The sequence below is a fragment of the Mesorhizobium sp. B2-1-3 genome, assembly GCF_006442495.1.
GTDB lineage: Bacteria > Pseudomonadota > Alphaproteobacteria > Rhizobiales > Rhizobiaceae > Mesorhizobium.
In genome coordinates, this window is sequence record NZ_VFWL01000012.1 from 38,582 (window position 1) to 61,995 (window position 23,414).

General features: G+C 60.7%; 20 protein-coding genes and 1 pseudogene. 13 read left to right on the forward strand and 8 right to left on the reverse strand.

What is annotated here, in order from left to right; genetic code table 11:
* Nucleotides 1-16 precede the first annotated feature (16 nt).
* The 5 genes from FJ973_RS19890 to FJ973_RS19910 all read right to left on the reverse strand — a co-directional run bounded on the left by FJ973_RS19890 (nt 17) and on the right by FJ973_RS19910 (nt 6,719).
* Nucleotides 17-1,972, reverse strand: coding sequence for a hypothetical protein (locus tag FJ973_RS19890; RefSeq protein ID WP_140557315.1), 1,956 nt, complete (start codon nt 1,970-1,972; stop codon nt 17-19).
* A gap of 15 nt (nt 1,973-1,987) precedes the next feature.
* On the reverse strand, nt 1,988-2,926 hold the full coding sequence (locus FJ973_RS19895) for an ABC transporter permease (protein ID WP_224619126.1): 939 nt from the start codon (nt 2,924-2,926) through the stop codon (nt 1,988-1,990).
* A 23-nt stretch (nt 2,927-2,949) separates the two neighbouring features.
* Complete coding sequence (locus tag FJ973_RS19900) at nt 2,950-4,857, reverse strand: sugar ABC transporter ATP-binding protein (protein WP_140557317.1); 1,908 nt, start codon at nt 4,855-4,857, stop codon at nt 2,950-2,952.
* 80 nt (nt 4,858-4,937) lie between these two features.
* Nucleotides 4,938-5,921: a substrate-binding domain-containing protein gene (locus tag FJ973_RS19905; protein WP_140498327.1), complete on the reverse strand. Its 984-nt coding sequence runs from the start codon at nt 5,919-5,921 to the stop codon at nt 4,938-4,940.
* A gap of 51 nt (nt 5,922-5,972) precedes the next feature.
* Entirely contained in the window at nt 5,973-6,719 is a 747-nt protein-coding gene (locus tag FJ973_RS19910; protein WP_140557318.1) for an FCD domain-containing protein, read from the reverse strand.
* Nucleotides 6,720-6,856: 137 nt separating this feature from the next.
* Here FJ973_RS19910 and FJ973_RS31420 point away from each other — a divergent pair.
* The 3 genes and pseudogenes from FJ973_RS31420 to FJ973_RS19925 all read left to right on the forward strand — a co-directional run.
* Nucleotides 6,857-6,958: pseudogene (locus FJ973_RS31420) on the forward strand (tyrosine-type recombinase/integrase); the annotation flags it as partial.
* A gap of 258 nt (nt 6,959-7,216) precedes the next feature.
* Entirely contained in the window at nt 7,217-8,185 is a 969-nt protein-coding gene (gene speB, locus FJ973_RS19920) for an agmatinase (RefSeq protein ID WP_140498325.1), read from the forward strand.
* Between the two features lie 17 nt (nt 8,186-8,202).
* Nucleotides 8,203-8,835 carry an urea carboxylase-associated family protein gene (locus FJ973_RS19925; protein WP_140557320.1) on the forward strand — a complete coding sequence of 211 codons (633 nt, stop codon included), beginning with the start codon at nt 8,203-8,205 and terminating at the stop codon, nt 8,833-8,835.
* Nucleotides 8,836-8,911: 76 nt separating this feature from the next.
* Here the strand turns inward: FJ973_RS19925 and FJ973_RS19930 are convergent, their stop codons facing one another.
* Nucleotides 8,912-9,871 carry a LysR family transcriptional regulator gene (locus FJ973_RS19930; protein ID WP_140498323.1) on the reverse strand — a complete coding sequence of 320 codons (960 nt, stop codon included), beginning with the start codon at nt 9,869-9,871 and terminating at the stop codon, nt 8,912-8,914.
* Between the two features lie 298 nt (nt 9,872-10,169).
* Between FJ973_RS19930 and FJ973_RS19935 the strand changes: the two genes are divergently transcribed.
* The 8 genes from FJ973_RS19935 to FJ973_RS19970 all read left to right on the forward strand — a co-directional run bounded on the left by FJ973_RS19935 (nt 10,170) and on the right by FJ973_RS19970 (nt 16,657).
* Nucleotides 10,170-11,024: a transporter substrate-binding domain-containing protein gene (locus FJ973_RS19935; RefSeq protein ID WP_140557322.1), complete on the forward strand. Its 855-nt coding sequence runs from the start codon at nt 10,170-10,172 to the stop codon at nt 11,022-11,024.
* Between the two features lie 110 nt (nt 11,025-11,134).
* Nucleotides 11,135-11,782, forward strand: a complete 648-nt coding sequence (locus FJ973_RS19940) for an amino acid ABC transporter permease (RefSeq protein ID WP_140557324.1) — start codon at nt 11,135-11,137, stop codon at nt 11,780-11,782.
* A 3-nt stretch (nt 11,783-11,785) separates the two neighbouring features.
* Nucleotides 11,786-12,436 (forward strand): amino acid ABC transporter permease, encoded by a 651-nt coding sequence (locus FJ973_RS19945; protein WP_140557326.1) that lies wholly within the window; start codon nt 11,786-11,788, stop codon nt 12,434-12,436.
* A 30-nt stretch (nt 12,437-12,466) separates the two neighbouring features.
* Entirely contained in the window at nt 12,467-13,285 is an 819-nt protein-coding gene (locus FJ973_RS19950; protein ID WP_140557328.1) for an amino acid ABC transporter ATP-binding protein, read from the forward strand.
* Nucleotides 13,286-13,326: 41 nt separating this feature from the next.
* Nucleotides 13,327-14,337, forward strand: a complete 1,011-nt coding sequence (locus FJ973_RS19955; RefSeq protein WP_140557330.1) for an agmatinase family protein — start codon at nt 13,327-13,329, stop codon at nt 14,335-14,337.
* A gap of 61 nt (nt 14,338-14,398) precedes the next feature.
* Nucleotides 14,399-15,343: an agmatinase gene (gene speB / locus FJ973_RS19960; RefSeq protein WP_140557332.1), complete on the forward strand. Its 945-nt coding sequence runs from the start codon at nt 14,399-14,401 to the stop codon at nt 15,341-15,343.
* An 88-nt stretch (nt 15,344-15,431) separates the two neighbouring features.
* Complete coding sequence (locus FJ973_RS19965; protein ID WP_246675907.1) at nt 15,432-15,875, forward strand: transposase; 444 nt, start codon at nt 15,432-15,434, stop codon at nt 15,873-15,875.
* 416 nt (nt 15,876-16,291) lie between these two features.
* Nucleotides 16,292-16,657, forward strand: a complete 366-nt coding sequence (locus FJ973_RS19970) for a hypothetical protein (RefSeq protein WP_140524764.1) — start codon at nt 16,292-16,294, stop codon at nt 16,655-16,657.
* A gap of 167 nt (nt 16,658-16,824) precedes the next feature.
* Here the strand turns inward: FJ973_RS19970 and FJ973_RS19975 are convergent, their stop codons facing one another.
* The gene (locus FJ973_RS19975) at nt 16,825-17,124 is read right to left on the reverse strand and encodes a DUF1236 domain-containing protein (RefSeq protein WP_140515085.1); all 300 of its coding nucleotides are present in this window, start codon (nt 17,122-17,124) and stop codon (nt 16,825-16,827) included.
* Nucleotides 17,125-17,947: 823 nt separating this feature from the next.
* Nucleotides 17,948-19,402, reverse strand: a complete 1,455-nt coding sequence (locus FJ973_RS19985) for a caspase family protein (RefSeq protein ID WP_140557334.1) — start codon at nt 19,400-19,402, stop codon at nt 17,948-17,950.
* Between the two features lie 190 nt (nt 19,403-19,592).
* Here FJ973_RS19985 and FJ973_RS19990 point away from each other — a divergent pair, with 190 nt between their 5' ends.
* Both FJ973_RS19990 and FJ973_RS19995 read left to right on the forward strand, forming a co-directional pair.
* The gene (locus tag FJ973_RS19990; protein ID WP_140557336.1) at nt 19,593-20,318 is read left to right on the forward strand and encodes a hypothetical protein; all 726 of its coding nucleotides are present in this window, start codon (nt 19,593-19,595) and stop codon (nt 20,316-20,318) included.
* A 235-nt stretch (nt 20,319-20,553) separates the two neighbouring features.
* The gene (locus FJ973_RS19995; protein WP_140557337.1) at nt 20,554-23,229 is read left to right on the forward strand and encodes an autotransporter; all 2,676 of its coding nucleotides are present in this window, start codon (nt 20,554-20,556) and stop codon (nt 23,227-23,229) included.
* Nucleotides 23,230-23,414: the final 185 nt, after the last annotated feature.

A 23,414-nucleotide genomic window follows, 5' to 3' on the forward strand; every position in this document is an offset into this window, starting at 1 on the left:
GGTTTGTGATGCCGCTTCAGACCTGCCTGAGCGCGCGCACGACTGCGTAGGCTTCGAGCGACAGGGTTTGCGTTCCGTCATGCGTCAGCCGATCGAGCAGATCCGGTTGGCGCGATGCCGCGACGAAAGATGAGGCGTCAAGAATTGCAGCGCGCGCGAAGCCTTCGGGGAGGCGCACCTCCAGCGCGTTGGGCGAGGGGTTGCATAACCACAGCTCGGTGCCTTTTTCGGTAACCGCCGCGATTCCTCGCACTGCGCCAGGGACCGACGATCGCAGCGGACGGAGCGGGCAGCCTTTGAGCTTCGCCAGGCCTCGCACGATGTGCCAGACAGGATAGAGCTCGCCCTTGCCTTCGAACCAGGGCTGCGGAAATGACGTCGGCACGGAGAGGACGCCGAACGGGCCGACCGCGGCGCCGAGCGCGATGGCCGCCGCGCCGCCTTCCGCGAAGGCGGCGAAGTAGCCGAGGTTCCAGGCCGCTCCCATGACGCCCCGCTGGCGCGGATCATTGAAATTGACCGCCTGCCGGATGTTGGCGGGATTGGCGACCGGCGCTTCACCATAGGGATTGTCGCGCAACCCGATTGCGGACGGCCCAACGGAATATGGGCGGCCCTTGGCGATCGCCGGCACGGTCCTGGCAATATGCGGCAGGCATTCGAGCGTCTCCATCAAGGAGCGGTCGTCACCAGCGTGGAAGATCGCCGCCGTCGTGAATGTCACGAGGTCTATCGCCTCGGCCGGGGGACGTTTGCGGTTGAGCTCGGTGAAGAAGCTGAACATGCCTCCGCCGATGCGAGATCCGGGGAAGGCCGCGCGCGCGGCCGTATAGAGCTTCGCCGCATCCGGCGCTGGCGGCCAGATGCTGCCGGGCAGCGTGCATTTAAGATCGGGTGCGGGCGACACCAGAACCGTCGTGAAGCGATGATCGAGCCTCGCGGCCACCTTGCCCAGGGAGTCGATTTCCGCCGCGGCGCCAGCATCGTCGGCATGCTCGACCACTGCTTCGAGCCAGGGTTGGGCGCCCATTGCGATGGCGATCTCGACCTGCCTCGCCAGCGTTTCGGCATCATGGCCGAGCCGCGGATCGTAATGGCAGATGACATGGGCGACGCCGAGCTGGGCAAGCGTCTCGACATGCCGCAATGCGGCCGAAGCGTCATCGGGATGCAATCCGACGCCGAGAGGTGGAATCGCGTCCGCCGCCTCGCCGAGCGTCAGGGCGGCGATGCCTCCCGCCTGACGCGACGGACCCTTGGGAGAGCCCTTGACGGTCAGGGTGATCTTCTGTTCGACGACCTCGCCGGGCTCGATCCTGTATGGCCAGGGCAGAGCGAGGGGACGAACATAGGTCTTGTAGGAGGCGTCGGTCCAGTTCCGCTGGTCCTCCATCTCGAACGCGTCGCCCTCCATAAGGCAGCTGACCTCCAGCCCGCCGGGAGTACGGTGCGAGATTTCACGCAGATCCATCATCGGCTGCACCGGATCGATCTCCACAGGAAACCGTGTCTCGACCCTCTCGCCGCTTGTGTGCGTGATCGTGGCGGCCGCGCCGCTTGTCCCCTCTATGGGATGCAGGACGACAAAGCCGGTCCGGTTCGTGAGAAGCCCGGTCGGCGTGGTTCCGCGAGCCGAATAGGTCAGAACGCCTGCCGCGGTACCAGCGATGGCCACGTCATAGCCGAAGGTCTCGCCTTTGCTGGCAACGCTTACGCGATACGCCACACGAAAGCGATCGTCGTCCTTTTCGACGACCAGGTCGGTGATTTTCGGAATGAGCGTCGCCCAGTCCTTGTCGCGGACCACGAACGAGATTGCGCGGATCACCTCTTCGCCATGCATGCGGAAGTCGCGCAGGTTCGCGCCGTCGAAAAGCACGCTGAGGGGCCCGGCGCTCAGTAGCCGCTCCTCTGCCGGTAGTTCTTCCGTGCCGTAGAGGCGGACGGCTCGGGAAGGATCGGACTGTGTCATAGGATTCTCCCGGTCTCAAACGCGGCGCGATTTCCAGGTGATGAGGCGCTCGGCCAGCAAGGCGAGGATGATGATGGCGCCGATGGCGGTCCCCTGCCAGAACGGCGAGACGCCGAGCAGGTTGAGGCCATTGCGGATCATCACCATGATCAGAACCCCCATCAGCGTGCCGAATATCGTGCCTCGTCCGCCGTAGAGGCTCGCGCCACCGATGACCACGGCCGCGATGGCGTCGAGTTCAAGCTGGTTCCCCCCGATCGGGTCAGCCGACATGATCTGCGCCAGCGAAAAGGTCATCGCCGTCGCCGAAAGGGCACCGGACGCCACGTAGGGAAAGATCGAGTAGAAGAGGGTGTTGAGGCCGGCCGCCCGGGCGGCTTCGATGTTCGAGCCGACCGCGTAGATGGTTCGCCCGCCCTTGGAATATGTCAGCCACGCCCAGGTGGCGAGGTAGAGCGCGATGAGGAAGATGACGTTGGCGGGGATGCCCAGCAGGTTCGTGTAGACGATATTCTGCAGCCCCATGGGCAGTCCCGAAATCGAGCGCTGTCCCGACACGATGTAGGCGAGACTGCGCCCCATCGCCATGACCCCGAGCGTCACCACGAAGGGCGCCAGGCCGAACACTGCGATGAGAACGCCGGAGAAAAGCCCGATCAGGGCGCCGCAACCTATGGCGAGCGCGATCGCCACCGGAATGGGGAATTCCTTCAGGAGTAGGGCGAGGATGATGCCGGTCACGCCCGCGACCGACCCGACGGAAAGGTCGATGCCGCCAGTCAGGATCACCAGGGTCATGCCGACGGCAACTATGCCAAGCACCACCGATTGGTCGAGTATGTTGAACATGTTCCGCTCGGTGAAGAAGTGCGGCGAGATGAACGACAGGATCACCGCAAGCACCATGGCGAGGCAGAGCATCCGGAACTCAAGCGTGCTGGCGAATCTGGGCATCGCAAAGGATCGTGTGGGCGCGTTCATGCGTCGATCTTTTCGTCTTGAGGTGTATCGAACAGGCCGGCGATCCGGGCCGACAGAGCCCCGGCGTCCGGCAGCCTGGAGCCGGCCGGCAGGCTGAGCCCGATCCATCCCAGATCGTGCCCTCGGCGATTGGACAGTGGTGCAAGCAATGTAGAGCGGCCGTCATTCTCGGTCACGATGCCGGGTTGACGCCTTCCAAGCGCGAGGGGGATTGCCGTCTCCTGCGCAAGATAGACATGCCCGGCCGCGAGTCCCATCGTTGCACCCGGCGTACCCTCGGCGAGGGCGAGGCAGACGAACCGGTCGTCGTCGATCAATCCCCAAAATGCCGTGCCGCCATGGCCGGCGACAAGATCGCGCAGGAATGCCGTGTTGCGCTCGGCTGAGCTTCGGGGCGCGGCGAGCAGCGTCAGGCTCTCTTCGCTCAGTCGCGAGGCGGGCAGGTCGGCGATGGTATAGCCGTCACTCACCACGACGACCCGCTCGCAGATCCCCAGTAATTCCTGGAAATCCGAGGAGATCACGACTACGGCTATCCCCCTTTCGGCCACCTCGCGCAGCAGTTCGTAGATTGCCTGGCGTGTCCCTATGTCGACGCCTTTCGTAGGCTCGTCGAGGATGAGCACTTCGGGCTCGATCAGCAGCCAGCGCGCGATAATGATCTTCTGCTGCATGCCGCCGGAGAAGTGCAGAAGGTTTGCATCCATGCGGTCGGTCGGAAGGTCGAGACGCGAAATCAGCTCGCTGGCCTGCTTGCGGCGCGCCGAATGGCCTCGCCCGAAACCCCTGTGCTTGCCCATCTGGGCGAGGAAGAGATTTTCGCCGACCGTCATGTCGGGCACGATGTTCTGGGCCCGCCGGTCCTCGGCGACCATTCCGAGACCGGCGCGGATTGCCGCGATAGGGCTGTTGGGGGCAATCTCCTTGCCGCCGACAAGGACGCGCCCACGGCTGCGGTGGCGCAGTCCGAATATCGCTTCGGCGCTCTCCGAGCGTCCAGCTCCGACAAGCCCGCCGAGGCCGAGAATTTCACCCCTGCGCACCATGAACGAGACGTCACGCACGAAAGGCGGGGCTTTGAGCCCAATTACCTCCAGAGCCACCGGCTGCTCGTTAGTGGTCACTCGCGAGACGGCCTTTCGATACACATTTCCGATGTCGCGTCCCACCATGTGGCGGATGACGTCGGCCTGCGTGAGCCCCGCCGTAGGCACGCTTTCGGCCACGGTCTTGCCCTCGCGCAGGATTGTGACGCGATCGGTGACTGCGAAGACCTCCTCAAGCCGATGCGACACGAAGGCGAGTGCCTTCCCGCTGTTTTTCAGCCGCCCCATGATCTCGAACAGCCGGTCAACCTCGATCGGCGAGAGGGAGGCCGTCGGCTCGTCGAAGATGACAAGATCGGCGTTGAGGGCCAACGCCTTGGCTATTTCGACGAGTTGGCGTTGCGCTGCCGAGAGCCGGCGCACCTCGATGTCGAGTGGCAGTACGTGGTCGTGGCCAAGTTCCGACAGGATGGTCTGCGCCCTGTGTCGCAACTGGCTGAAAGACAGACGGCCCGGCATCGCGTAGCTGGGTAGGAAGATATTCTCCAGCACGCTCATGTCGGGCGCCAGACTGGTTTCCTGTGCCACGAGGGCAATGCCGGAACGCAGCGCGTCGCGCGCGGATCCGACGGTCAAGGGAGCACCCTTGAAGAGTATCTCGCCCGATGAAGGCGGCAGGTGTCCGCAAACGATCCGTGACAGCGTCGATTTTCCCGCGCCGTTCGCGCCCAGCAATCCGCAGATCTCGTACCGGCAGAGCGCTATCGACGCGTTGCTGAGCGCGTAGGCGTTCCCAAACAGGCGGGTGACGCCACGAGCCACGAGAAGCGGCTCGGGAATCTTGCTGCTGTCTACCATCCGAGGACACACTCCAAGTGGTACGAATAAAGCGTCCGGGGGAGGGTGCCCCCGGACGGCCTATGTCGGCCAGGCCCCGATTACATCTCGTTGGCGAAGACCGTTTCCTTGATGGTTGGAAGCTCCTGCTCGATGTTCTTGCTGGTCACGATCTTGATCGGCACGAGGATTTTCTTTTCGGGAGTCTTGCCGCCGAGATGGTCGACCATCGCGCGTCCCGATTCCTGGCCCATCAGATACGGCTGCTGCATGCCCGAAACGACCAGTTCGCCCGACTGCAGCAACGGCACGAATTCCGGCACGCCGTCGAAACCGGCAACCAGCACGTCGCCGGTGAGGCGGGCCGCCTTGATTGCCTGCAAGGCGCCCAGCGTCGGGCCGTCGGTCTGGACGAAGAGGCCCTTCATGTCCGGATTCGCGGTCGTCATATCCTGCGTGAACTTGAAGGTTTCGTCCGCGGTGTAGGTCTGCATCTGCTGCAGCCCGGCTTCCTTGGTGATGCCAGCCTCTGTCATCGCGTCCTTGAAGCCCTTGGTGCGGGCCTGGCCGTTGAGGCGGGCCTGGCTGATGCCGACAATGCCCACGCTGCCGTCCTGCTTGCCGGCGGCCTTCATTGCCTCGGCCAGCGCTTTGCCGACGCCGTTCGCGCCCTGATAATTGTCAGAGATGATGAAGGACACATAGTCGCCGCTGTCCGTGCCGATGTCGGCGATGACCACGGGAATGTTTGCCTGCTTGGCGAGATCGAGCACGGCCGGCGCGGTTGAACTGTCTGTCGGAGAGATGATGATCCCGGCGACGCCGCGGGCGATCGCGTCCTTGGCATTTTTAAGCTGGGTCTGGGCATTGTTGCCCGAATCCAGCGCCTGATAGGTGTAGCCTCCCTTGGTTGCGACATTCTCGATGCCCTTGGAGAGGTATCGCCAGAAGGCAAGATCAAGGCCTGGAGTCAGATAGACCAACTCCTTGGATTCGGCGAGAGCGGCGGTCGCCGTCCCGGCAATGCCGGTCAGCGCGACAACGCCCGCGAGGGCTGCGGTGGCAAAAAGGCGTCTTGTCAGCATGGGAACTCCTCCTGTTGTGCTGCATGGTTGCCCGGCAATCCGCCCCTATTCTTATCCCTTTCGAGCGGATTGCGTTAAAAGCTGCTTGGTCGTGGTGTAGATGCGTGTTTCGTGGACCGCGAAGGCCCTTGCGGCCGCCTCGGAATCGCGCACCTCAAGTCCCGCAAGAATGGCACGGTGATCGGCGATGCTCGTTGCGATGCTTGAAGGCTGGGCGACTGCTCGCCGCCGATGGTCGAGAAGGTAGGAATAGAGATCGGCGGCGATATCCGCCAGCGCGGCATTGCCGCCCGCCCGATAGATGGCCGTGTGAAATTCGCGATCGCAAATGAGGAAGCGAACGGGATCGTCGATCGCCGCTTCCTGCGCCTCGATCGATTTTTGCAGGGTCTCGAGCGTCGCGGCTTCAACCCGGACGGCCGCGGCCCGCGCCACCTGATCTTCGATCAGCAACCGCGCCTCATGCACGTCGTCAAGACTGTATCTGGAAATGTCGCGATAGCGGGCCGATTGGACCGCGAGTTCCCCGACTTCCGTCGAGGCCACCACTGTCCGCGTGCCTTGGGCGACGGAAAGGATGCCCTTTGTGGAAAGGATTAGGATCGCACCGCGCACCGTCTCGCGGCTTACCGACAAAGCGCCCGCAAGTTCACGCTCGCTTGGCAACGGGTCCCCCACGTCAAGAATGCCGGTCGCAATGAATGTCGCGATCTTCTGGACGACGAAGTCCTTCATCGAATGCTTCGGCACGCCGCCAAGCGCACTCCCGTCATCGGTCAGAATCGCACGTAGATCCATCCGTTCTTACATTCTAAGAGGTCTAGTGGTCCGGTATATGTACCAGTAGGCCTGCTTCAGCTGTGCGTCAATAGCGAGACGCGGCCGTCAAATCTCGGTCGACAACAAGATATTGTTTTGTGAGCGGTGAGGACGTTCTCAGCCCGCATGCTCTCCGACACAGCTTCGCCACTCACCTGCTTGAGCAGGATGTCGACATCAGCGTCATCCAGGTGCTGCTCGGGCACAGCAAGCTCGACCGACAGCGCTCACCGGCGGAGCGGGAGTCTTCCTTCCATCGATTTCGGGCTGCTCTTGTTCTAACCCTAATAGGGCCAATTTCCGGATAAATCGATATGAACGCCCGATACTCGTGATGGATAGGAGTGGCGGGACCATGCTAGCCACGAGGCAGACAGACCGCAGGCCTGTCGTGCTTCACTCCAGCTTAAGCGCTTCGGCTCATATCGAAGGTCGCTGCCGGATGGCGTGAGGGTTATCCGAAAGGGAGAGTTTCGATGTCTGGACACGGGTATGAGGGCGGGCGGCTCGATCTCCCCTTCGTTGGGCTTAGCACCTTCGGTAAACGGCCGATCTGCCTTGATTGGGACAAGATCGACGCGGATGTCGCCGTGCTGGGTGTGCCCTTCGACATGGGGACCCAGTACCGCTCCGGTGCACGTTTCGGCCCCCGCGCCATCCGCGAGGCCTCGACGCTGTTTTCCTTCGGTCATGCCGGCGCTTACGACCATGAGGACGACCAGATCTATCTGCCGCTCGACAAGGTGCGGATCGTCGATATAGGCGACGCGGATATCGTGCATACCGATACCGTGGCCAGCCACGCGAATACGGAAATGGCGGTCCGCAAGATTCTTGAACGCGGAGCGCTGCCCGTCGTTCTGGGCGGCGACCATGCCATCAACATTCCCTGCGTCAGGGCGTTCAGCGAACATGGCCCCATTCACATCGTGCAGATCGATGCGCATCTCGACTTTGTCGACGTGCGTCATGGCGTGCGCGAAGGACACGGCAATCCGATGCGCCGCGCGGCCGAACAGTCGCATGTCAGCGGCCTCAGCCAGATCGGCATCCGCAACGTCTCCTCGACCGCCCGCGACGGTTACGAGGATGCGCGCCAACGCGGCTCGACGATCCTTTCCGTCCGCCAGGCCCGCAAGCTCGGCGTCGAAGGTGTTCTGGCGACCATTCCGGAAGGCGTACGCTACTATGTGACGATCGACATCGACGGTTTCGATCCGTCGATTGCGCCGGGCACTGGCACGCCTAGCCATGGCGGCTTCCTGTATTATGAAGTAATGGAAATGCTCCGGGGCCTTGTGAAGCGCGGCGACGTCGTCGGCATCGACCTCGTCGAGGTGGCCCCGGCTTACGACCCTTCGGGCATCACCGGCTTTCTCGCAGCACAGGTACTCCTGAACTTTCTCGGCTATATCTTCGTCGAACACGGAGCGCGCGGACGCTGAACGAAAGGAATTCAACGATGACAACGAACGCAAGTAACGGTCAGGTTCACGTCATTCCTGCCCGCAAGGGCGTGGCGACGCGCGTTGCCCAAGGCCAGGTGATCACCGTCATCAACACCCACGGCACCCAGGTGGTGGACACCTGGGCCTTCTGCGCCGACGATATCGCGGAATTCATGTCGATGGAGCACAGTCGTGGAGCCATGCTCAAGGTGAACCCGAAGAACGGCGACACGCTGTGCAGCAACAGGCGGCGTCCGATGCTGACCCTGATACAGGACACGTCGGGTGGCGTGCACGATACGCTGATCGCCGCCTGCGACCGCTATCGCTACCAGCAGTTGGGCCATGTCGGGCACCATGACAACTGCACCGACAATCTGGCGACGGCCCTCGGCGCGGTCGGGCTGACGCCACCCGAAACCCCTTCGCCGCTCAACCTGTTCATGAACATTCCCGTCGGCGAAGACGGTTCGGTCACCTTCGAGGCACCGGTGGCGGGACCGGGCTCCTATGTGTCGATGTGCGCGGAAATGGATTTGATCGTCGCGTTCTCAGCCTGCCCGCAGGACCTCATTCCGGTAAACGGTCAAGGCTGCGTTCCAACCGAAGCGCATTATCGGATCGACGCCAAGGCGCCGCGCCTTTAAAGCGCAGTCCTGCATCCAGACCATTGATCCCGAAAAAGCGGCTCCCGCTTTTCGGGATCAATGCATAAAGGAGTTTTTACATGCCGCGTACCTTGGGCATCTTGTTTTTTGCGTCGGCGGCTTGCCCTTTTCCGGCCGATTTTTCGGCACTCCCCACCCTTTTGCGCAGTTCCTGAAAAAAAATCCGCTGCGACAGCGACGCTTTCTTGTGCTTTGGCGCGATGATGACGAAGGGCGAGCGGATCTGCGCCTCGGGAATAAGCAGCGCCTTAAGCCGGTTGTTCTGTCTAAACGTGACGGTCATGTGATCCGGCAGATAGCCGACGAAGTGGCCGCTCAGGATATACATCGCCTGCGCCTCGATATTCGAAGCATAGGCGCCGACATGCGCGTTGGGGAAATGCTGCAATTCCGACTTGTTGGCATAAGGGCGCACCACCATCTGCGATGCTTCCACATCAGCCTTTGTCACCAGCTTGCGGGAAAACAGCGGGTGGCGCTCGCTGCAGTAGAGCGAGTTGATTTCATAATGGAACTCGGTCTGCGAATAGCCGGGCAGCAATTTGATGCGGGGGGAGATCGCGAAGTCGATCCCGCCCTTGGCGGTTTCCGCGATAAGCTGTTCAGGCGAGCCGATGGTGATGCGCAGATCGACTTCGCTGGCTTTCTTGATGAACTGATGAATGACGTCATCGAGGCCCAGGGCTGAATCGGTAACGGTGGCATCGACGATCCCGACGCGCAGCACACCCGTCGCCTTGGAGCGCAGTTCGCCCAGTTGCATCTCGAACGCCGACAGCGCTGAAGTCAGCGAATGGGAATATTCATAGACCGCGGTGCCCCTATCGGTTAGTTCGAAGCCGCGCCTGCCGCGTTGGCATAGCGAAAACCCCAGCCGTTCCTCCAACGCGTTGATTTGGAAACTGATCGTCGATTGGCTCATCGCCAAAGCAAGCTGTGCTCCGGTAAATCCGCCATGCTCGACCACCGAGCGGAAAACCCTGAGCGCACGAATGTCGGCAACCGACAGACGCATTCTGACACTCCTCCCTGAGCCTCTCAGACGGTGTCGGGTATCAGCCTTACATCGCCAACTTCGATGTATAGTCTATTCCTTCCATGTTTATCAAAGATTCAATCCTGCCATGCTGCCCTACCAGATGGTGCCGTGCCGTCATGCCACTGGGGAAGCAAACAATCGGGCCGGCATTGCAGCCGGCTGACGACCTGGAGGTTTAAGGCTCGTCACGCATGCGAGATTCCTGAGCGCGTACAGAAGCCTCGGACTCCAAATAATCCATAATAAACGGGAACATACGAAACTGGAGGAAGTTATGCGATCCGCTTTGAAACTGTGCACTTCGACGCTGTTGGCCGCGTCGCTCTCGCTCGCCGTGGCGAGCTTTGCCACCGCCTCCGATCTTCTGGATCGGATCAAGGCAAAGGGGGAAATCACCATCGCGTCCGAGGCCCGCTACCCGCCGTTCGAATATGTCGAAAACGGCAAGATCGTAGGCTACGGAGTTGACCTCTTCGAAGAAGTCATGAAGGCGCTGCCGGACGTGAAGGTGAACCGGCTCGACCTGCCGTTCCAGGGCTTGCTGCCCGGTTTGCAGACGGAGAAGTTCGATGCCATCATAACGTCCGTCACCGTTAACAAACAGCGCTATGATACCTACAGGCTGTCTCTGCCAATCGCCGACGCGTCGTTCTCCTACGTCAAGCGCAAAGGCGACACCGCCTTGAACACGCCCGAAGACCTGAGCGGCAAAAATGTCGGCACGCAGGCCGGCTCGGCACAGCTCAAGGGCACCGAGGCCTTTTCCGAGGATTTAAAGGCAAAAGGCCTGGCGCCGATCGCCAACATCCAGACCTATGTCGACTTCAATGAAGCCTGTGCCGATCTCGCTGCCGGGCGCACGGATGCCGTCGTGAATTCCCTGCCCAATCTGCTCTACCTGCAGACGCAGCGCGGCGACGTCTTCGAAACCATCCGCACAACGTTCGGGGACCCGACCTATTTCAGCTGGGCCTTCCGCAAGGACGACGACAGCAAGGCGCTTGCCGACTTCATCGATGACCAGTTCCGCAAGCTCGCCGCCGATGGAACCATGGCCAAACTTCAGGAAAAGTGGTTCGGCTTCACCATGAAACTGCCGACGGACGCTCTGCCCGAACCCAAGAGCTGACGAGTCGGCATCCAACGCCCGGATAAAGGTGAGGCTTTCCAGCCTCGCCTGCCTAACAACGCACAGGCTGCAAGCCTGGCCTCAAGTCCATAAGGTCTGACGACTTGGCAATGTTCGCCCTCATCCAGAACAACCTGCCCATCATGCTCTGGGGCGCGGGCATGACCATCCTGGTGTCGGGCGTCGCCATCATCCTCGGCATGCCGCTCGGCCTCGTCCTGTGCTTCGGCGTCACCTCGAAGAAGACGTGGCTGCGCTACTTTTCGCGCATCTATCAAAGCGTGTGGCGCGGCACGCCCATCCTCGTGCAGTTGCTGATTATCTATTATCTGCTGCCGCTCATCGGCATCAATGTAGCGCCCATCCTCGCGGCCATCCTCGCGCTGACCCTGAACACGATCGCCTTCCAGGCCGAGATATTTCGCGGCGGACTTTTGGCCATTCCACCAGGGCAACTGGAGGCGGCGCGCATGGTAGGCATACGCAAATGGGCGGGGCGCCAGCATATACTCGTGCCCCAGATATTGCGCCTCGTCATCCCGTCGCTGGTCAATGAGACCATCAGCATCCTGAAAAACTCATCGCTGGTCTCCGTCATCGCGGTGACGGAACTGATGCGGGTAAGCCAGCAGATCGTCGCGACCACCTATCGCCCGTTCGAAATCTACATCACCGCCGCCGTCATCTATATCGTCATCAATTTCCTTCTGTCGCTGATCGGCCGCATGGCCGAGCAACGGCTGGCGCGGAGGGCCTGAGCCATGGCGCAATTCTTCGACCTATGGGCGCAATACGGACCGCTGATGCTGGCCGGCCTGGCGACGACGGCCTGGATCTGCGCACTTGCCACAGCCCTCGGACTGGCGATCGGCCTGTTGCTCGCCTGCCTCGAGAGCACGCCGTTCACGCCACTGCGCTGGGCCGTTCGTGCCTATATCGAGATCATGCGCGGCCTGCCGATCCTGATCCTGCTGTTCGTGCTCTATTATGGCGGCCCGAGCATAGGCCTCCGGCTGAGTGCCGAAGCGGTGGGTGTTTTCGGCCTCGGCTTCTATGGTGCCGCCTATTTCGCCGAAATCTTCCGCTCCGGTTTCCAGTCGATCTCCAAAGGCCAGATCGAGGCGGCGCGCATGGCCGGGCTCTCAGGCACGCAGATCATCCGCCATATCAAGCTGCCGCAGATGCTGGTCATGATCACGCCACCGATGGTCAACCAGATCATCATCCTCATCAAGGAATCCGCGGTGCTGTCCATCATCACCGTTGCCGAGCTGACCAAGAACACGACGCAATTCGTCAACGAGACCTACGCGGTCATCGAACCTTATCTCGCCGCCGCCCTACTGTACTGGCTGCTGGTCGAGGCAGTCGCGCAGCTCGGCAAATATGTTGAGCGCCGGGTGCGGTTCTAGGCCGCTCAACCACCAATTTGGGAATAAACGATGGCCACTGAAACCACCGAGCCCGTCATCAAGATCCGGAATCTGACCAAGGATTTCGGCACATTCGCGGCCCTGTCCGGGATCTCGCTCGACATCAACCTCTCCGAGGTCGTCTGCATCATCGGACCCTCGGGGTCGGGCAAGAGCACGTTGCTGCGTTGCGCGAGCTTCCTCGAGGAATATACGAGCGGCGAGATCGAGATCGAGGGCCGGTTGCTCGGCTACAAGCGCGGTGCCGAAGGACTGGTACGAGAAAGCGACCAGAACATCGATTCCGTGCGCCGCAACGTCGGCATGGTGTTCCAGCACTTCAACCTATGGCCGCATATGACAGTTCTGGATAACGTGACGCTGGGATTGCGTCTTTCCAAGCGCGCTCCCGCCGCCAAGGCGAAGGAAAGCGGGCGCCGTGCGCTGGCCAAGGTCGGCCTCGCGGATTTCGCCGAGCGCTACCCCTCGCAGCTTTCCGGCGGCCAGCAGCAGCGCGTCGGCATCGCCCGGGCGGTCGCGATGGAGCCGCATGTGATCCTGTTCGACGAACCGACCTCGGCGCTCGATCCCCAGCTCGTTGGCGAGGTTCTCGACACCATGAAGCAACTGGCCGTCGAGGGCATCACCATGGTGGTGGTGACGCACGAGATGGGCTTTGCCGCCCAGGTCGCCGACCGTGTCGTCTTCATGGACCGCGGCAAGGTGATCGAGCAGGGCCCGCCCGCCAAACTCTTCAACGATCCGCAAAGCCCGCGCTTGCGTGAATTCCTCGACACTTGGAGACAGCGCAACATGCTGTTCCAGAGCGAGCCCGCCGCCGGCCAGTAGGGCAGCGGCACAATCGACACGACAAGACGGAGGACCGTACCATGAGCGAAGGTTTGAGCCCGGCAGGTGTTCCCCGCATGTATGGCGACGTGCCACCCTTCATGGCATTTCCCTATGTGCGCGATCTGGCGGGTCTTTCCGCCGACGCTGTGGTGGTGGGCATGCCCTATGACGGCATCGCCACCTTTCGCGGCGGCGCGACCCGCCGCGCCCCGCAGGAAATCCGCAAATACTCGCTTCTTTACGGCAGCTACAGCTTCGACTGGGATCTCGACATGCTGGCCCATATCACCGTCGCCGATGCCGGCGACATCGATGTAGTGCCGGGCGACAATGCCGCCAGCTACGCCCGCCTCGAAGCGCGGCTTGCCGCGGTGTTGGTCAACGGGGCGGTGCCGCTGACCATCGGCGGCGATCACGGCATCAGCTATCCGGCGGTACGCGCGGTCTCCGATGCCGGCGACACCCCGGTCGGGCTCATCGTCTTCGACACCCATCTCGATCTCAGCGAATCCTTCGGCGGCGACCGCCTCACCCGCGCCTCGCCCCTGCTGCGCATTGCCGAACTCGACAAGGTGGCCCCCCGCCGCATCGTTGTCATCGGCGCGCGCGGCCCCCGCAACCTGCTCGAATGGACCCCGCTCTACCGCAAGCTCGGCATCACCGTGTTTTCCATGGAGGAAGTCGAGCGCCTCGGCATCGAAACGGTTGCCGAACGCGCACGCGCCATCGCCAGTGCCGACGGCGCACGCCTCTATATCAGCCTCGACATCGACGGCGTCGATCCAGCCTTTGCCCCGGCAACCAACAGCCCCGAACTAGGCGGCCTTACCTCGCGCGAGATCATTCGCGGCGTAAGGATAGTGGCCCGCGATGGCTTTGCTGGGTTCGACCTCGTGGAGGTATCGCCGGATTTCGATGCTTCCAGCGGCACCACCAGCATCCTGGCCGGCCGGCTGCTGGCCGAGGCCCTGTTCTGCCTCGCGGCCAAGCGCGCCGGCAAGCAGAACGCCTGGCGCGACGCCCACAGGTCCGACTTCCAACAGAAATAGCACCACCTTCGGAGTGCGCCTCGCGGTCAAGCGACCCGATGCGCCAACAGGACACAAGACCATGAGCATTACAAATTTCCAGCCACTCGATTCCGGCAGCGTTCCGCGTTTTGCAGGCCCTTCAACCTTCATGCGCCTGCCCATGGCTACCCCCGAGCAGGTCGACATCGCGCTGATCGGCGTCCCCTTCGACGGCGGCACCACCAACCGGCCGGGCGCGCGCCATGGACCGCGCGAAATCCGCAACCAATCCAGCCTGGTGCGGCGCGTCCACCATGTCACGGGCGTCTCGCCTTTCGAACAGGTTCGTGCCGGCGACTGCGGCGACGTGATTGTAAACCCGCTCGACCTGCCCGGCTCGCTGGACACGATCAGCGCCTTCTTCGAAAACGTCCACCAATCCGGCGCCCGGTCTCTGGTCGTCGGCGGCGATCATCTGATCACGCTGCCCATCCTGCGCGGCATCGCCAAGGAACCGGCCGGCCTCATTCACTTCGATGCCCATTCCGACACCTATGACGAGTTCTTCGGCAACCGCTATAATCACGGCACCCCGTTCCGCCGCGCCGTCGAGGAAGGCCTGCTCGATCCCAAGCGCATGGTCCAGATCGGCATCCGAGGAGCGATCTCCGATGTGGAAAACTACGATTTCGCCCGCGAGGCCGGCATCCGGATCATCTTCATCGAGGAATTCATGGAGCGCGGCGTGGACACGGTGATGGCCGAGGCGCGCTCGATCGTCGGCGACGCGCCGACCTACGTCTCGTTCGACATCGACGCGCTCGATCCGTCTTTTGCCCCCGGCACCGGCACCCCTGAGATCGGCGGCATAACGACGCGCGAGGCCCAGAAGATGATCCGAGCGCTGGCCGGCGTCGACATCATCGGCGCCGATCTGGTCGAAGTCTCGCCGCCGCTCGATCCTTCGGGCGTCACCGCGCTAACCGGTGCCACCCTCCTGTTCGAGCTTCTCTGCGTCATGACGATGCAAATACCGGCTAAATGAGACCCATGTGTGGAGTGCGCCCCTCGGACCGGACAGGATGAACAAGCAGAATTGACTTGGAAGCCGGGCTTTCGAAGGATGGAAGCCCATGGTGACTTATCGCACGCACAGCATCGAGTTCAAACGTCAGGTAGTGCAGGAGTTCCTGTCCGGCGAGACGCTGCATGGTCTCGCCAAGCGGCACGAACTGCCGCGTAACCTGATCCGCATCTGGGTTCAGAAATACGAGGCCGGCTCCTTCGACGAAGACGTGGCGGCGGCCGACACGATGCAGACCTATGAGGCGCGGATCGCAGCGCTGGAGCGGCTGGTAGGCCGGCAAGCCTTGGAAATTGAGTTTCTAAAGGGGGCTCTGAAAAGCGCACCACGTCCGAGAAGCGGGACTACATCCGGATCAAAATTTCTCCCGCCTCCAACGCCCCTGCTACCGATTGAGCCCCGGAGGCGGGGCAAGGAAGCCATAGTTGCGTCGGGAACAAGCGGCGAGACCGATCCGCCGATCTCGAATTCCCATCCGAAGAGTTCCGCGTAAAGCGGCGCAGGTTCGCAGGATCACGCCCTATTATTTCAAAGTGGATGATTGGCTTGGCCATGATGTCCAACCTTTTAGACGGTTCGCAAAACAGTCGCAGCCCGAGCGGCAGCGGCTGCTGGCTCGGCAGGTGAAACACCTCCCAGGTCGCCCGCATCTGGCCACAATCGTTCTGTGCGACAACACCGCGGGACCGTCAGATCGGGGCGACGATGCGGAGAAGGCAACGGTTCACCGACAAAAAAGGCACGAGAGAAAAGAGCGCACCTCGGATGTTGCGCGCGAGTCGATCGAGGTCGAGCGGGCGGCACGGGATGCGAAGACAGCTCGGCTCCGAGAGCAAGGGCTGATGACTGAGATTCGCAGCTCAGCACCTAAGAAGGTGCAGCCCCGATAGCTGCTTAAGGGAGGCAGCGATGCTCGATACCCATACAGACATTGCGCGGGCGGCTATTGAAGCCACCTTCCTGCCACGTCGCGCCGCATTTCCGCGCGATATTGATCACTCCCGACGCGTGCTCGCGACATCACGCGAGCTTCTGAAACGCCTGCGCCAAAGCCATGGCGATGACACCTCCCGAGCTTGGGAGGATGCAGACCCGGTTCCCTTCGCTATCTCAGCGTTCGATGCCGATGTTCTCCGGGCAGTGTTCAAAGATTTGGTGTTGGGAACATACGCGCCCAAATGTCGATGGCGCGATCTGGCTAAGACCCTGGTACTCGAATACGCCGGGTGCGATCAGGTCGAAGTTGGCTTGCTGGATTGGATCACCAGGAAGTAAGTACCTTGTGCCAAGTCGAGTTGAGCGCGTGTTCTAGAGATCCACTAGGCGCGCCACGAGGGGGTTGCGACGTCTCGACTTCAGGAGTTTATCTCAACTGTCCGAATGGCGATTTGACATACCCAACCCGCCGCCAGCTATGGCGGAGGTCGGGTTCGTTCTAGGTCTCAGTCGTAGACTTTGACGATCTTGCGGGTGCCCGGGTCCACCAAAACCGTGCGGTTGTCGATCACCACATACCGGTATTTGACATTGGGGACCTCATGGAGCTCGACCGTGTCCGGCAGAGCCGTGCCGACATTCAGCTCAAGTCCGAGAAGGTTCACGGAAGCCAGCGGTTGCTTCTTCACGTACTTGCGCACGACGGTGTCCTGTTCCGGTGTGATGACAACATCCTGTGCCGCAACTGCGCCGACGCCGGCCAAAAGCAATAGCGCGGCAGCGGTGCTGGTAAGGGGGATCCTCATGGTTTTTCTCCTGTTGTTCCGGCGACAGCACAAGTCTTCTGTGCGCCAGGCAACTGAACACGTCGGCAGGCCGAACGTTCCTCGATCAGGCTTCAGTCGGAATCCTGACCAGACCAAAGGCCGATCACAAAACGCAATGGTCTTATCTCTTGAGACTAGACGGAACGGCTTAGGGCTAGGCTAGTTGCTTCTCCAAATCAGGAGAAAGCAGATGGATAAAAGCATTGGCCAAGCGCGTTGGTTGCTCGCGCCAACTTTCGCCGCAGCCGTCACATTTTTGGTGATCGGCATATTCCTTGGCTGACATGTTGTGGATCGGCACAGCTACGTCCCTTCCTGTGCTGATAGGGCCCGCAAGCCGCTTCGGTGGCTGGCGGGCCCTCTATTTCCAGTATGTTTGGTGAGCAAAAGACAATGACATCGATCCAGAGAACCAATGAGAGTGGCAACGCAAACCAACCGGCAAATGACAACGATGATCATGCGCCTGCGCTACTGGACGCTGTTTCTTTGACGAACGAGGAAAACATTGCCGACCTTGTCAGGCGAACCGAGCGCGTGGCGATTTTGGTAGTGTTGGGAATGGGGGGCTGGTTGATGTTAGTCCCCGCTATCTACCTTGTACTGAGCCACCGAATATGAATGAACAATTACGCCAGCATATGATCGCCCGTCTCGGGGGCCGGGGTCGGACAGTTTCATCATCCGCGCAGCTTTTCGCCTCGAATTCCAGCGTGGCGCTCGTTACCGTGACGCTTGATCATCTTGTTGGGCTGCAGCACCTGATCTGGAACTCGAGCGCGGCCCATTGCTGACCGGCTCGCTAAAACACACCACCAATGCCTATGCCGCCACTGATGTCCGGTGGGGGAGGCGCGGGACGTCTCGGGGCGGCCTGCGAGCGTTTCGCAGTCGTCCGTACGGAGCCGTTTCGTGAAGGGGCGGCGTCCGACGCTATCTTAGCCGGCTTGGCCTTCACGATGACCGGCTGCTTGCAGATTCTGCCTGAGCGCAAAAAGAGATCGCCCAGCAGTCCGACGCTCGGCTCCGTCGTCGCCGCGACTTGCTTGGTATTCTTGTAGTAGTCGGTGAGAGCACGGATTGAACCCGTGCCCCAATCTCCATCAATCTGCATCCGGTAGCAACCCAAGCGACGAAGTTCGGTCTGAACGTTGCGCGCAAGATCGGCTGTCTTGTCTTTGTCCGCCTCGCCCATGGATGCGCCGACAATGAGCGTTTCGAGACCGGAGACGACGCTTTGGCGAGCGTCCTCAACCCTTTCGGTCGGAGACAGATTGGCGACCTGTGTGCCAACCGGCTCCGGTGAACTGGCGGACGGTGCCGGAATCTCGACCGACCGCAACGTCTGTCCGACGATTAGCACGGCGGTCTGCAGGTCATTGGAGGCAAGTTCGACTTGCAATCTCTTCTTTGCCGCAGGGTCCGCAAGGATGCGTGAAAGGCTTGCGCTCAACTGTCCCGGATCGAGTACCTGTTGCTCCGTGAAATAGAACTGCTCACGCAGGTTCGATTGATCCCACGGCACTTGACGGCCAACCGTCAACGCTTCGGTTTCGTTGCGGACGCGGATCATCATATCCGAAATGCTGAGCCCGGGGATCTCGAGATTCTTCAGCAGCGCAATGGTGAACGGGCTGTTTTCGCCGCCGCCATCGGCCGTGACATTGCCTGGCTGGGTGGCAAAGGCAACGAACGTGTTTTCACCGACTTCAACTTGCGCCAGACCATTGCCGGCACCGGCACCGAGCGGATTGTTGCGGCACGCGTCCAGGAATATGAACGTCTGGCGGTCGCGGCGCGCGAACCGCGCGATCACATCATTCAGCTTGATGGCCGTGGCGGTGAGTTTTTCCAGGCTTTCAGGATCGGGCGTATCGACCGGGAGCAGGTAGTTTTCGCCGTTCAACTGCACGCCATGACCGGCGTAAATAATCAAAACTGCGCTGACGGTAGGCAGCCTTGCATCAGCTTCTCGAAAGATTCTGGAAAAATCTTGGGTCGAAAGATCGGTGCCCGTCAGGACCTCAAAATTTAGCCGCTTCAAGCTCTCTGAGAGCTTTGCGGCATCATTTGCGGCATTGGGGAGATGCTCAAGTCGGCTGCTTTGATAGTTCGAATTCCCGATGACGATCGCTAGCCGGTTGCGTGGCTGCGGCGCCGCGGTCGGCTCGACCGCGGCGCGAGCACCAGCTGAGCCAAGAAGCAGAAAAATGAGAAACAGTGGGACACGAAATAGAAGTCTGTTGCAGTGGGTCATATCAGCATGCTCGCTCCGGCCTGCCTCAATCTTGGTCCAGCAACTTCCCAACGCACCACGACGCAACCACAATCAGCCTGAGCGCCTGCCCTCATACCGGCGAAGGTCACCAAAATTTATACCAAGAATCCTGTCAAAGATAGGGAAAAGGGATTTGTATGCGATCAGTCATTGGACTGTGGAGGACAAGATGCCGACCAAGATCAATCTTGCGCTGCCGGTTTATGGAGCCGCCTACAAAAGCGTGTTCGTTCGCAGCCTGTTCGCGGCCTTAACTCATAAGAGCCTGTCCAACTACGCCTTCACGCTGTCGGAAATCGAGTACACGGATATTCCATTTTCGCGGAACTATCTGCTCACGAATTTCTACTACAATAAACCGAATTGCAGCCACATTCTGATGATCGACAGTGACATGGGCTTTTCACCTGATCTTATCGCGGCGATGCTGGCGCTGGACAAGCAAGTCGTCGGCACCCTGTATCCGCGGCGCCGGATCGATCTGCGCAAACTCCATTCCCTCTCGACACTGCCCTTCGACAAAGCCTTTGCGCAAAGCCTGGAGTTCATCGGAACCGTCGTCGAACCTCGGCAAGAGCAAGAAGGCTTTGTCCGGGTAACGTCATGCGGCACGGGCATCTTTCTGGTCTCCCGCGACTGCGTGACGGCCATAATCGAGAAGTTACCCGAGACGGTGGACCGGTCTCGTTACAGAAAGAGCAAGTACACCGCTCAGTTCGAGAATTTCCTGACGCCATTTGCGAAGAGTGTGACGCCGGAACTGGACCTCCCTACCGATTTCTCGTTCTGTCACCGCTGGGTTGAGCAGTGTGGTGGCGAAATATGGGCAAGCTACCATCGCAAGATTGCACATGCGGGAGATCTGACTGTTTCGGCGGCCTATTCTGATCTTTAAAGATGCCTTTGAAGTTTGGCCACTGCTTTTGACAGGCTCATTTAAGTTTACGATAGTGTCCTTGTCGCCACAGATAGCCTTATAGTCTCCTGAGAACGAACGCCAAACCATTGCCGCCCAGCAACGCGACGCGTACAGTGCCGGTTAAGCAGTCAACGATCCCATGAGATGGATCGTTGATCTATTTAATTGCCTTGATTTGTGACGGTATCGATTTCTCGTAAGGTGGGGTCGAATGAGAGTGTCGCGCGAGGCCTATCAATTGACGGGAGTCTCGTTGCTCGCCTTAGCGGCGGCGTCCACGTTCCAAGTGTCTGGCGCGGCGGCCTGCTCCGCTACTGCAAACGGCGGCGGCACTCCCTTCCAGGCAACATCGGTTACCGTGAACTGCACGACGACCGGGGATTTTCAGGACGTCGATGGCGTATTCACCACCCGATTTAGCGGGTTCGAGAACTCGTCGGAAGTCATCGTCAACGACTACGACGGCAATGGCGACGACGTCGTGAGAATTTTTGGCGGCCTCCTGACCGATAAAGCGGCGACAACACCCGGTGTAGGCGGCCTACCTGCGGGAGGGTCGACCTCCTTGCAGCCGGCGGACGGTACAATCGAACTCCTCGGCGGCAACGACCGGTTTGAGATGTTCTATGGGGATTTCTTGGGGGTTCCGTACGCCCCAACCGTCGCGGCCAATCTCAATACCGGGGCGGGGGATGACCTGGTCGTCATCCAGAGCGGCAGTATTCAGGACATTGACCTTGGAGATGGTGCCGACAGCGTCGTGATATTCGGCGACGGTACACAGGTTGGCAATGTGACCGGCGGCAGTGGTGACGACCTGTTATCGATCGGCATCCTCACTACCGAGGAGGGAATTTTTTTCAGTGCGCCGACCGTCGGCGTTCTCTCCGGGGGCGATGGCAATGATACCATCATCATTGCGGGGGGCACAGTTGATGCCCTGGATGCCGGGGCTGGCAATGACCGGGTCAGCGTCAGCGGCAGTGCCGCGGTCGACCTCGACCTCGACGGAGCGGGCGGAAACGACACGATAATGGTCGCTGGCAACGCCACCATTGGCGGCAGCATATTCGGCAATGACGGCGACGACACCGTCAACATAAACGGCGGAACCATAGGCGCCACGACAGGCGGCAACATCACCGGCGGCCTAGGCTTCGACAGCGTCTCGGTCGTCGGCGGCGACATAAAGGGCGGCATCGACGCCGAACATGTCCATTTGTCGGGTGGCACGATCGAGGGTGACATTACCGGCCTTGGACCCAACACGCTAACCATCGATCATATCGGCGCCGTCGAGCCGCTCATCCTTAGCGACGGGGTGCTATTCAGCGGTACAGGCGCCAACGGCACAGTCGTCGACACCGACCTTGCCGCCGGCGGCAAGAGCCAGAACTTTGCCGGCTTCGACAATTTTTCGGCCGACCATTCGACCCTTCGCTTCAGCGGTGGCACGCAGGGCATAAACCAACTCAACCTCGGTAACGGTTCAACGCTGTTCATCAACGGCAACGTCACTATGCCGGGTTCGATCATCGCGACAAATTCCCTGATCAACATGATGGACGGTGTCGCCGACGACGTGTTGATGCTCGGCGGCCTCGCCCTCAACAGCGCCACCATCAGCCTCGACATCAACCAACAGACGCTACGGTCGGATCAACTCGTTGCCAATGCGTTTTCGGCTGCCGGCACCAGCACCATTATTGTCAATCTGCTGGGCACCCCCCAATTCGCCCAAGTGACCAATATCCCGATCATCGTCTCGGCCAGCGGACCGGTTGCCGGCACCTTCCGTCTCGGAAGTATTTCCGGCACGCCGGGTTCGCTTTTCAGCTATGAGATCGTGAACGGCCCGAATGGCGGCTTGTTCCTGCGTGCCACGCCGGCCAGTTTCGGCATTGCGGCGGCGCCGACCAGCGCGACCAACGCGGGCGCGGTCGAGGTGGCACTCGACGCTCTCTACGGCATAAACCGCGACGCGATCGATGCTGACCTCCACCTTTCGCCTGCATCCGGATCTGGAATGGTACCGGTTTCTTCGAGCTTCGGGGTCTTTGCTTCCGGCCAGTTCGCTCATACCGAGCATGACGGCTATAACATCAGTGGCGGCGGCCTGAATGACCCGGGCCCGAGCTTCGATGCCAATGATTTTTCGGCCGCCATCAGCCTGGACTTCAATGCCGCCAAGCATTTCCAGTTCGACAATGAGTATGGCCTGAACATCGGTGTATTCGCCGGCTACGCCTCGACTGACGTCAATCTCGGAGCCTTCCAGGGATTTGATGCCATAGGGGAAGGTAACAACAAGGCCGGACTGTTCGGCGGCTACGCGCTGTTGCGCAAGGACTACAATTACGCGCTGGTCTCGGCCTCCGGTTTCTTCGGCCGAAGCGACGTGATGAACGGGGTGCTTGACACCACCGGCAGCTATGACACCGAGGGCTACGCGGTCACGGGATCTGTCGGCCACATCTTCGCGCTGGGCGAACGCACCCGTTTCGATCTGCGTGGCGGCATGCTTGGTGTTTCATTCCGCGGCGATCCCTACACTGACAGCGGTGGCAATCAGTTCGGCAAGAGCCGGCTTTCATTTGGCGCCATCAAGTTCGAGCCTGGCATTTATGGCGATTACACGCTGAGCAACGGTATGGTGTTCAGCCCCTATGCGCGTGGCGAATTGCAGCAGCGTTTCGGTTACAAGAACACGACCGAGATCGGTACCAGGACGATCGCCTTCGACGATGCGGATTTTTCCGTGGCGCTATCGACGGGGTTCAACCTGAAAGTTTCGGAGTTGACGACCGTCAACGGCGAAGTCCGTGGTAAGGCCTCCTCGGATAGCTCCACTATTGGCGCCAAGCTCGGACTTAAGATAGCTTTCTAGCGGTTCCTCGATCCGCGGATCATCCGCGCCCGCGCTGAGTTCCTGACGTCTTTGGGATGGGAATAGCAGGACCTTCGAATCCCCCGCACTCAGGCAAGGTGCGGTATCGTGATGCCGGGATCGCGGGCTGGCCAAACACACCAACCGGGATGCTCGCCAATTGGCAGCAAGTGCTCTATGCTCTC

What these genes read in the sequence shown, in the direction of transcription:
- FJ973_RS19890 (WP_140557315.1), bottom strand. Translation starts at nt 1,972, where the DNA reads ATGACACAGTCCGATCCTTCCCGAGCCGTCCGCCTCTACGGCACGGAA.
- FJ973_RS19895 (WP_224619126.1), bottom strand. Translation starts at nt 2,926, where the DNA reads ATGCCCAGATTCGCCAGCACGCTTGAGTTCCGGATGCTCTGCCTCGCC.
- FJ973_RS19900 (WP_140557317.1), bottom strand. Translation starts at nt 4,857, where the DNA reads ATGGTAGACAGCAGCAAGATTCCCGAGCCGCTTCTCGTGGCTCGTGGC.
- FJ973_RS19905 (WP_140498327.1), bottom strand. Translation starts at nt 5,921, where the DNA reads ATGCTGACAAGACGCCTTTTTGCCACCGCAGCCCTCGCGGGCGTTGTC.
- FJ973_RS19910 (WP_140557318.1), bottom strand. Translation starts at nt 6,719, where the DNA reads ATGGATCTACGTGCGATTCTGACCGATGACGGGAGTGCGCTTGGCGGC.
- speB (WP_140498325.1), top strand. Translation starts at nt 7,217, where the DNA reads ATGTCTGGACACGGGTATGAGGGCGGGCGGCTCGATCTCCCCTTCGTT.
- FJ973_RS19925 (WP_140557320.1), top strand. Translation starts at nt 8,203, where the DNA reads ATGACAACGAACGCAAGTAACGGTCAGGTTCACGTCATTCCTGCCCGC.
- FJ973_RS19930 (WP_140498323.1), bottom strand. Translation starts at nt 9,871, where the DNA reads ATGCGTCTGTCGGTTGCCGACATTCGTGCGCTCAGGGTTTTCCGCTCG.
- FJ973_RS19935 (WP_140557322.1), top strand. Translation starts at nt 10,170, where the DNA reads ATGCGATCCGCTTTGAAACTGTGCACTTCGACGCTGTTGGCCGCGTCG.
- FJ973_RS19940 (WP_140557324.1), top strand. Translation starts at nt 11,135, where the DNA reads ATGTTCGCCCTCATCCAGAACAACCTGCCCATCATGCTCTGGGGCGCG.
- FJ973_RS19945 (WP_140557326.1), top strand. Translation starts at nt 11,786, where the DNA reads ATGGCGCAATTCTTCGACCTATGGGCGCAATACGGACCGCTGATGCTG.
- FJ973_RS19950 (WP_140557328.1), top strand. Translation starts at nt 12,467, where the DNA reads ATGGCCACTGAAACCACCGAGCCCGTCATCAAGATCCGGAATCTGACC.
- FJ973_RS19955 (WP_140557330.1), top strand. Translation starts at nt 13,327, where the DNA reads ATGAGCGAAGGTTTGAGCCCGGCAGGTGTTCCCCGCATGTATGGCGAC.
- speB (WP_140557332.1), top strand. Translation starts at nt 14,399, where the DNA reads ATGAGCATTACAAATTTCCAGCCACTCGATTCCGGCAGCGTTCCGCGT.
- FJ973_RS19965 (WP_246675907.1), top strand. Translation starts at nt 15,432, where the DNA reads ATGGTGACTTATCGCACGCACAGCATCGAGTTCAAACGTCAGGTAGTG.
- FJ973_RS19970 (WP_140524764.1), top strand. Translation starts at nt 16,292, where the DNA reads ATGCTCGATACCCATACAGACATTGCGCGGGCGGCTATTGAAGCCACC.
- FJ973_RS19975 (WP_140515085.1), bottom strand. Translation starts at nt 17,124, where the DNA reads ATGAGGATCCCCCTTACCAGCACCGCTGCCGCGCTATTGCTTTTGGCC.
- FJ973_RS19985 (WP_140557334.1), bottom strand. Translation starts at nt 19,402, where the DNA reads ATGACCCACTGCAACAGACTTCTATTTCGTGTCCCACTGTTTCTCATT.
- FJ973_RS19990 (WP_140557336.1), top strand. Translation starts at nt 19,593, where the DNA reads ATGCCGACCAAGATCAATCTTGCGCTGCCGGTTTATGGAGCCGCCTAC.
- FJ973_RS19995 (WP_140557337.1), top strand. Translation starts at nt 20,554, where the DNA reads ATGAGAGTGTCGCGCGAGGCCTATCAATTGACGGGAGTCTCGTTGCTC.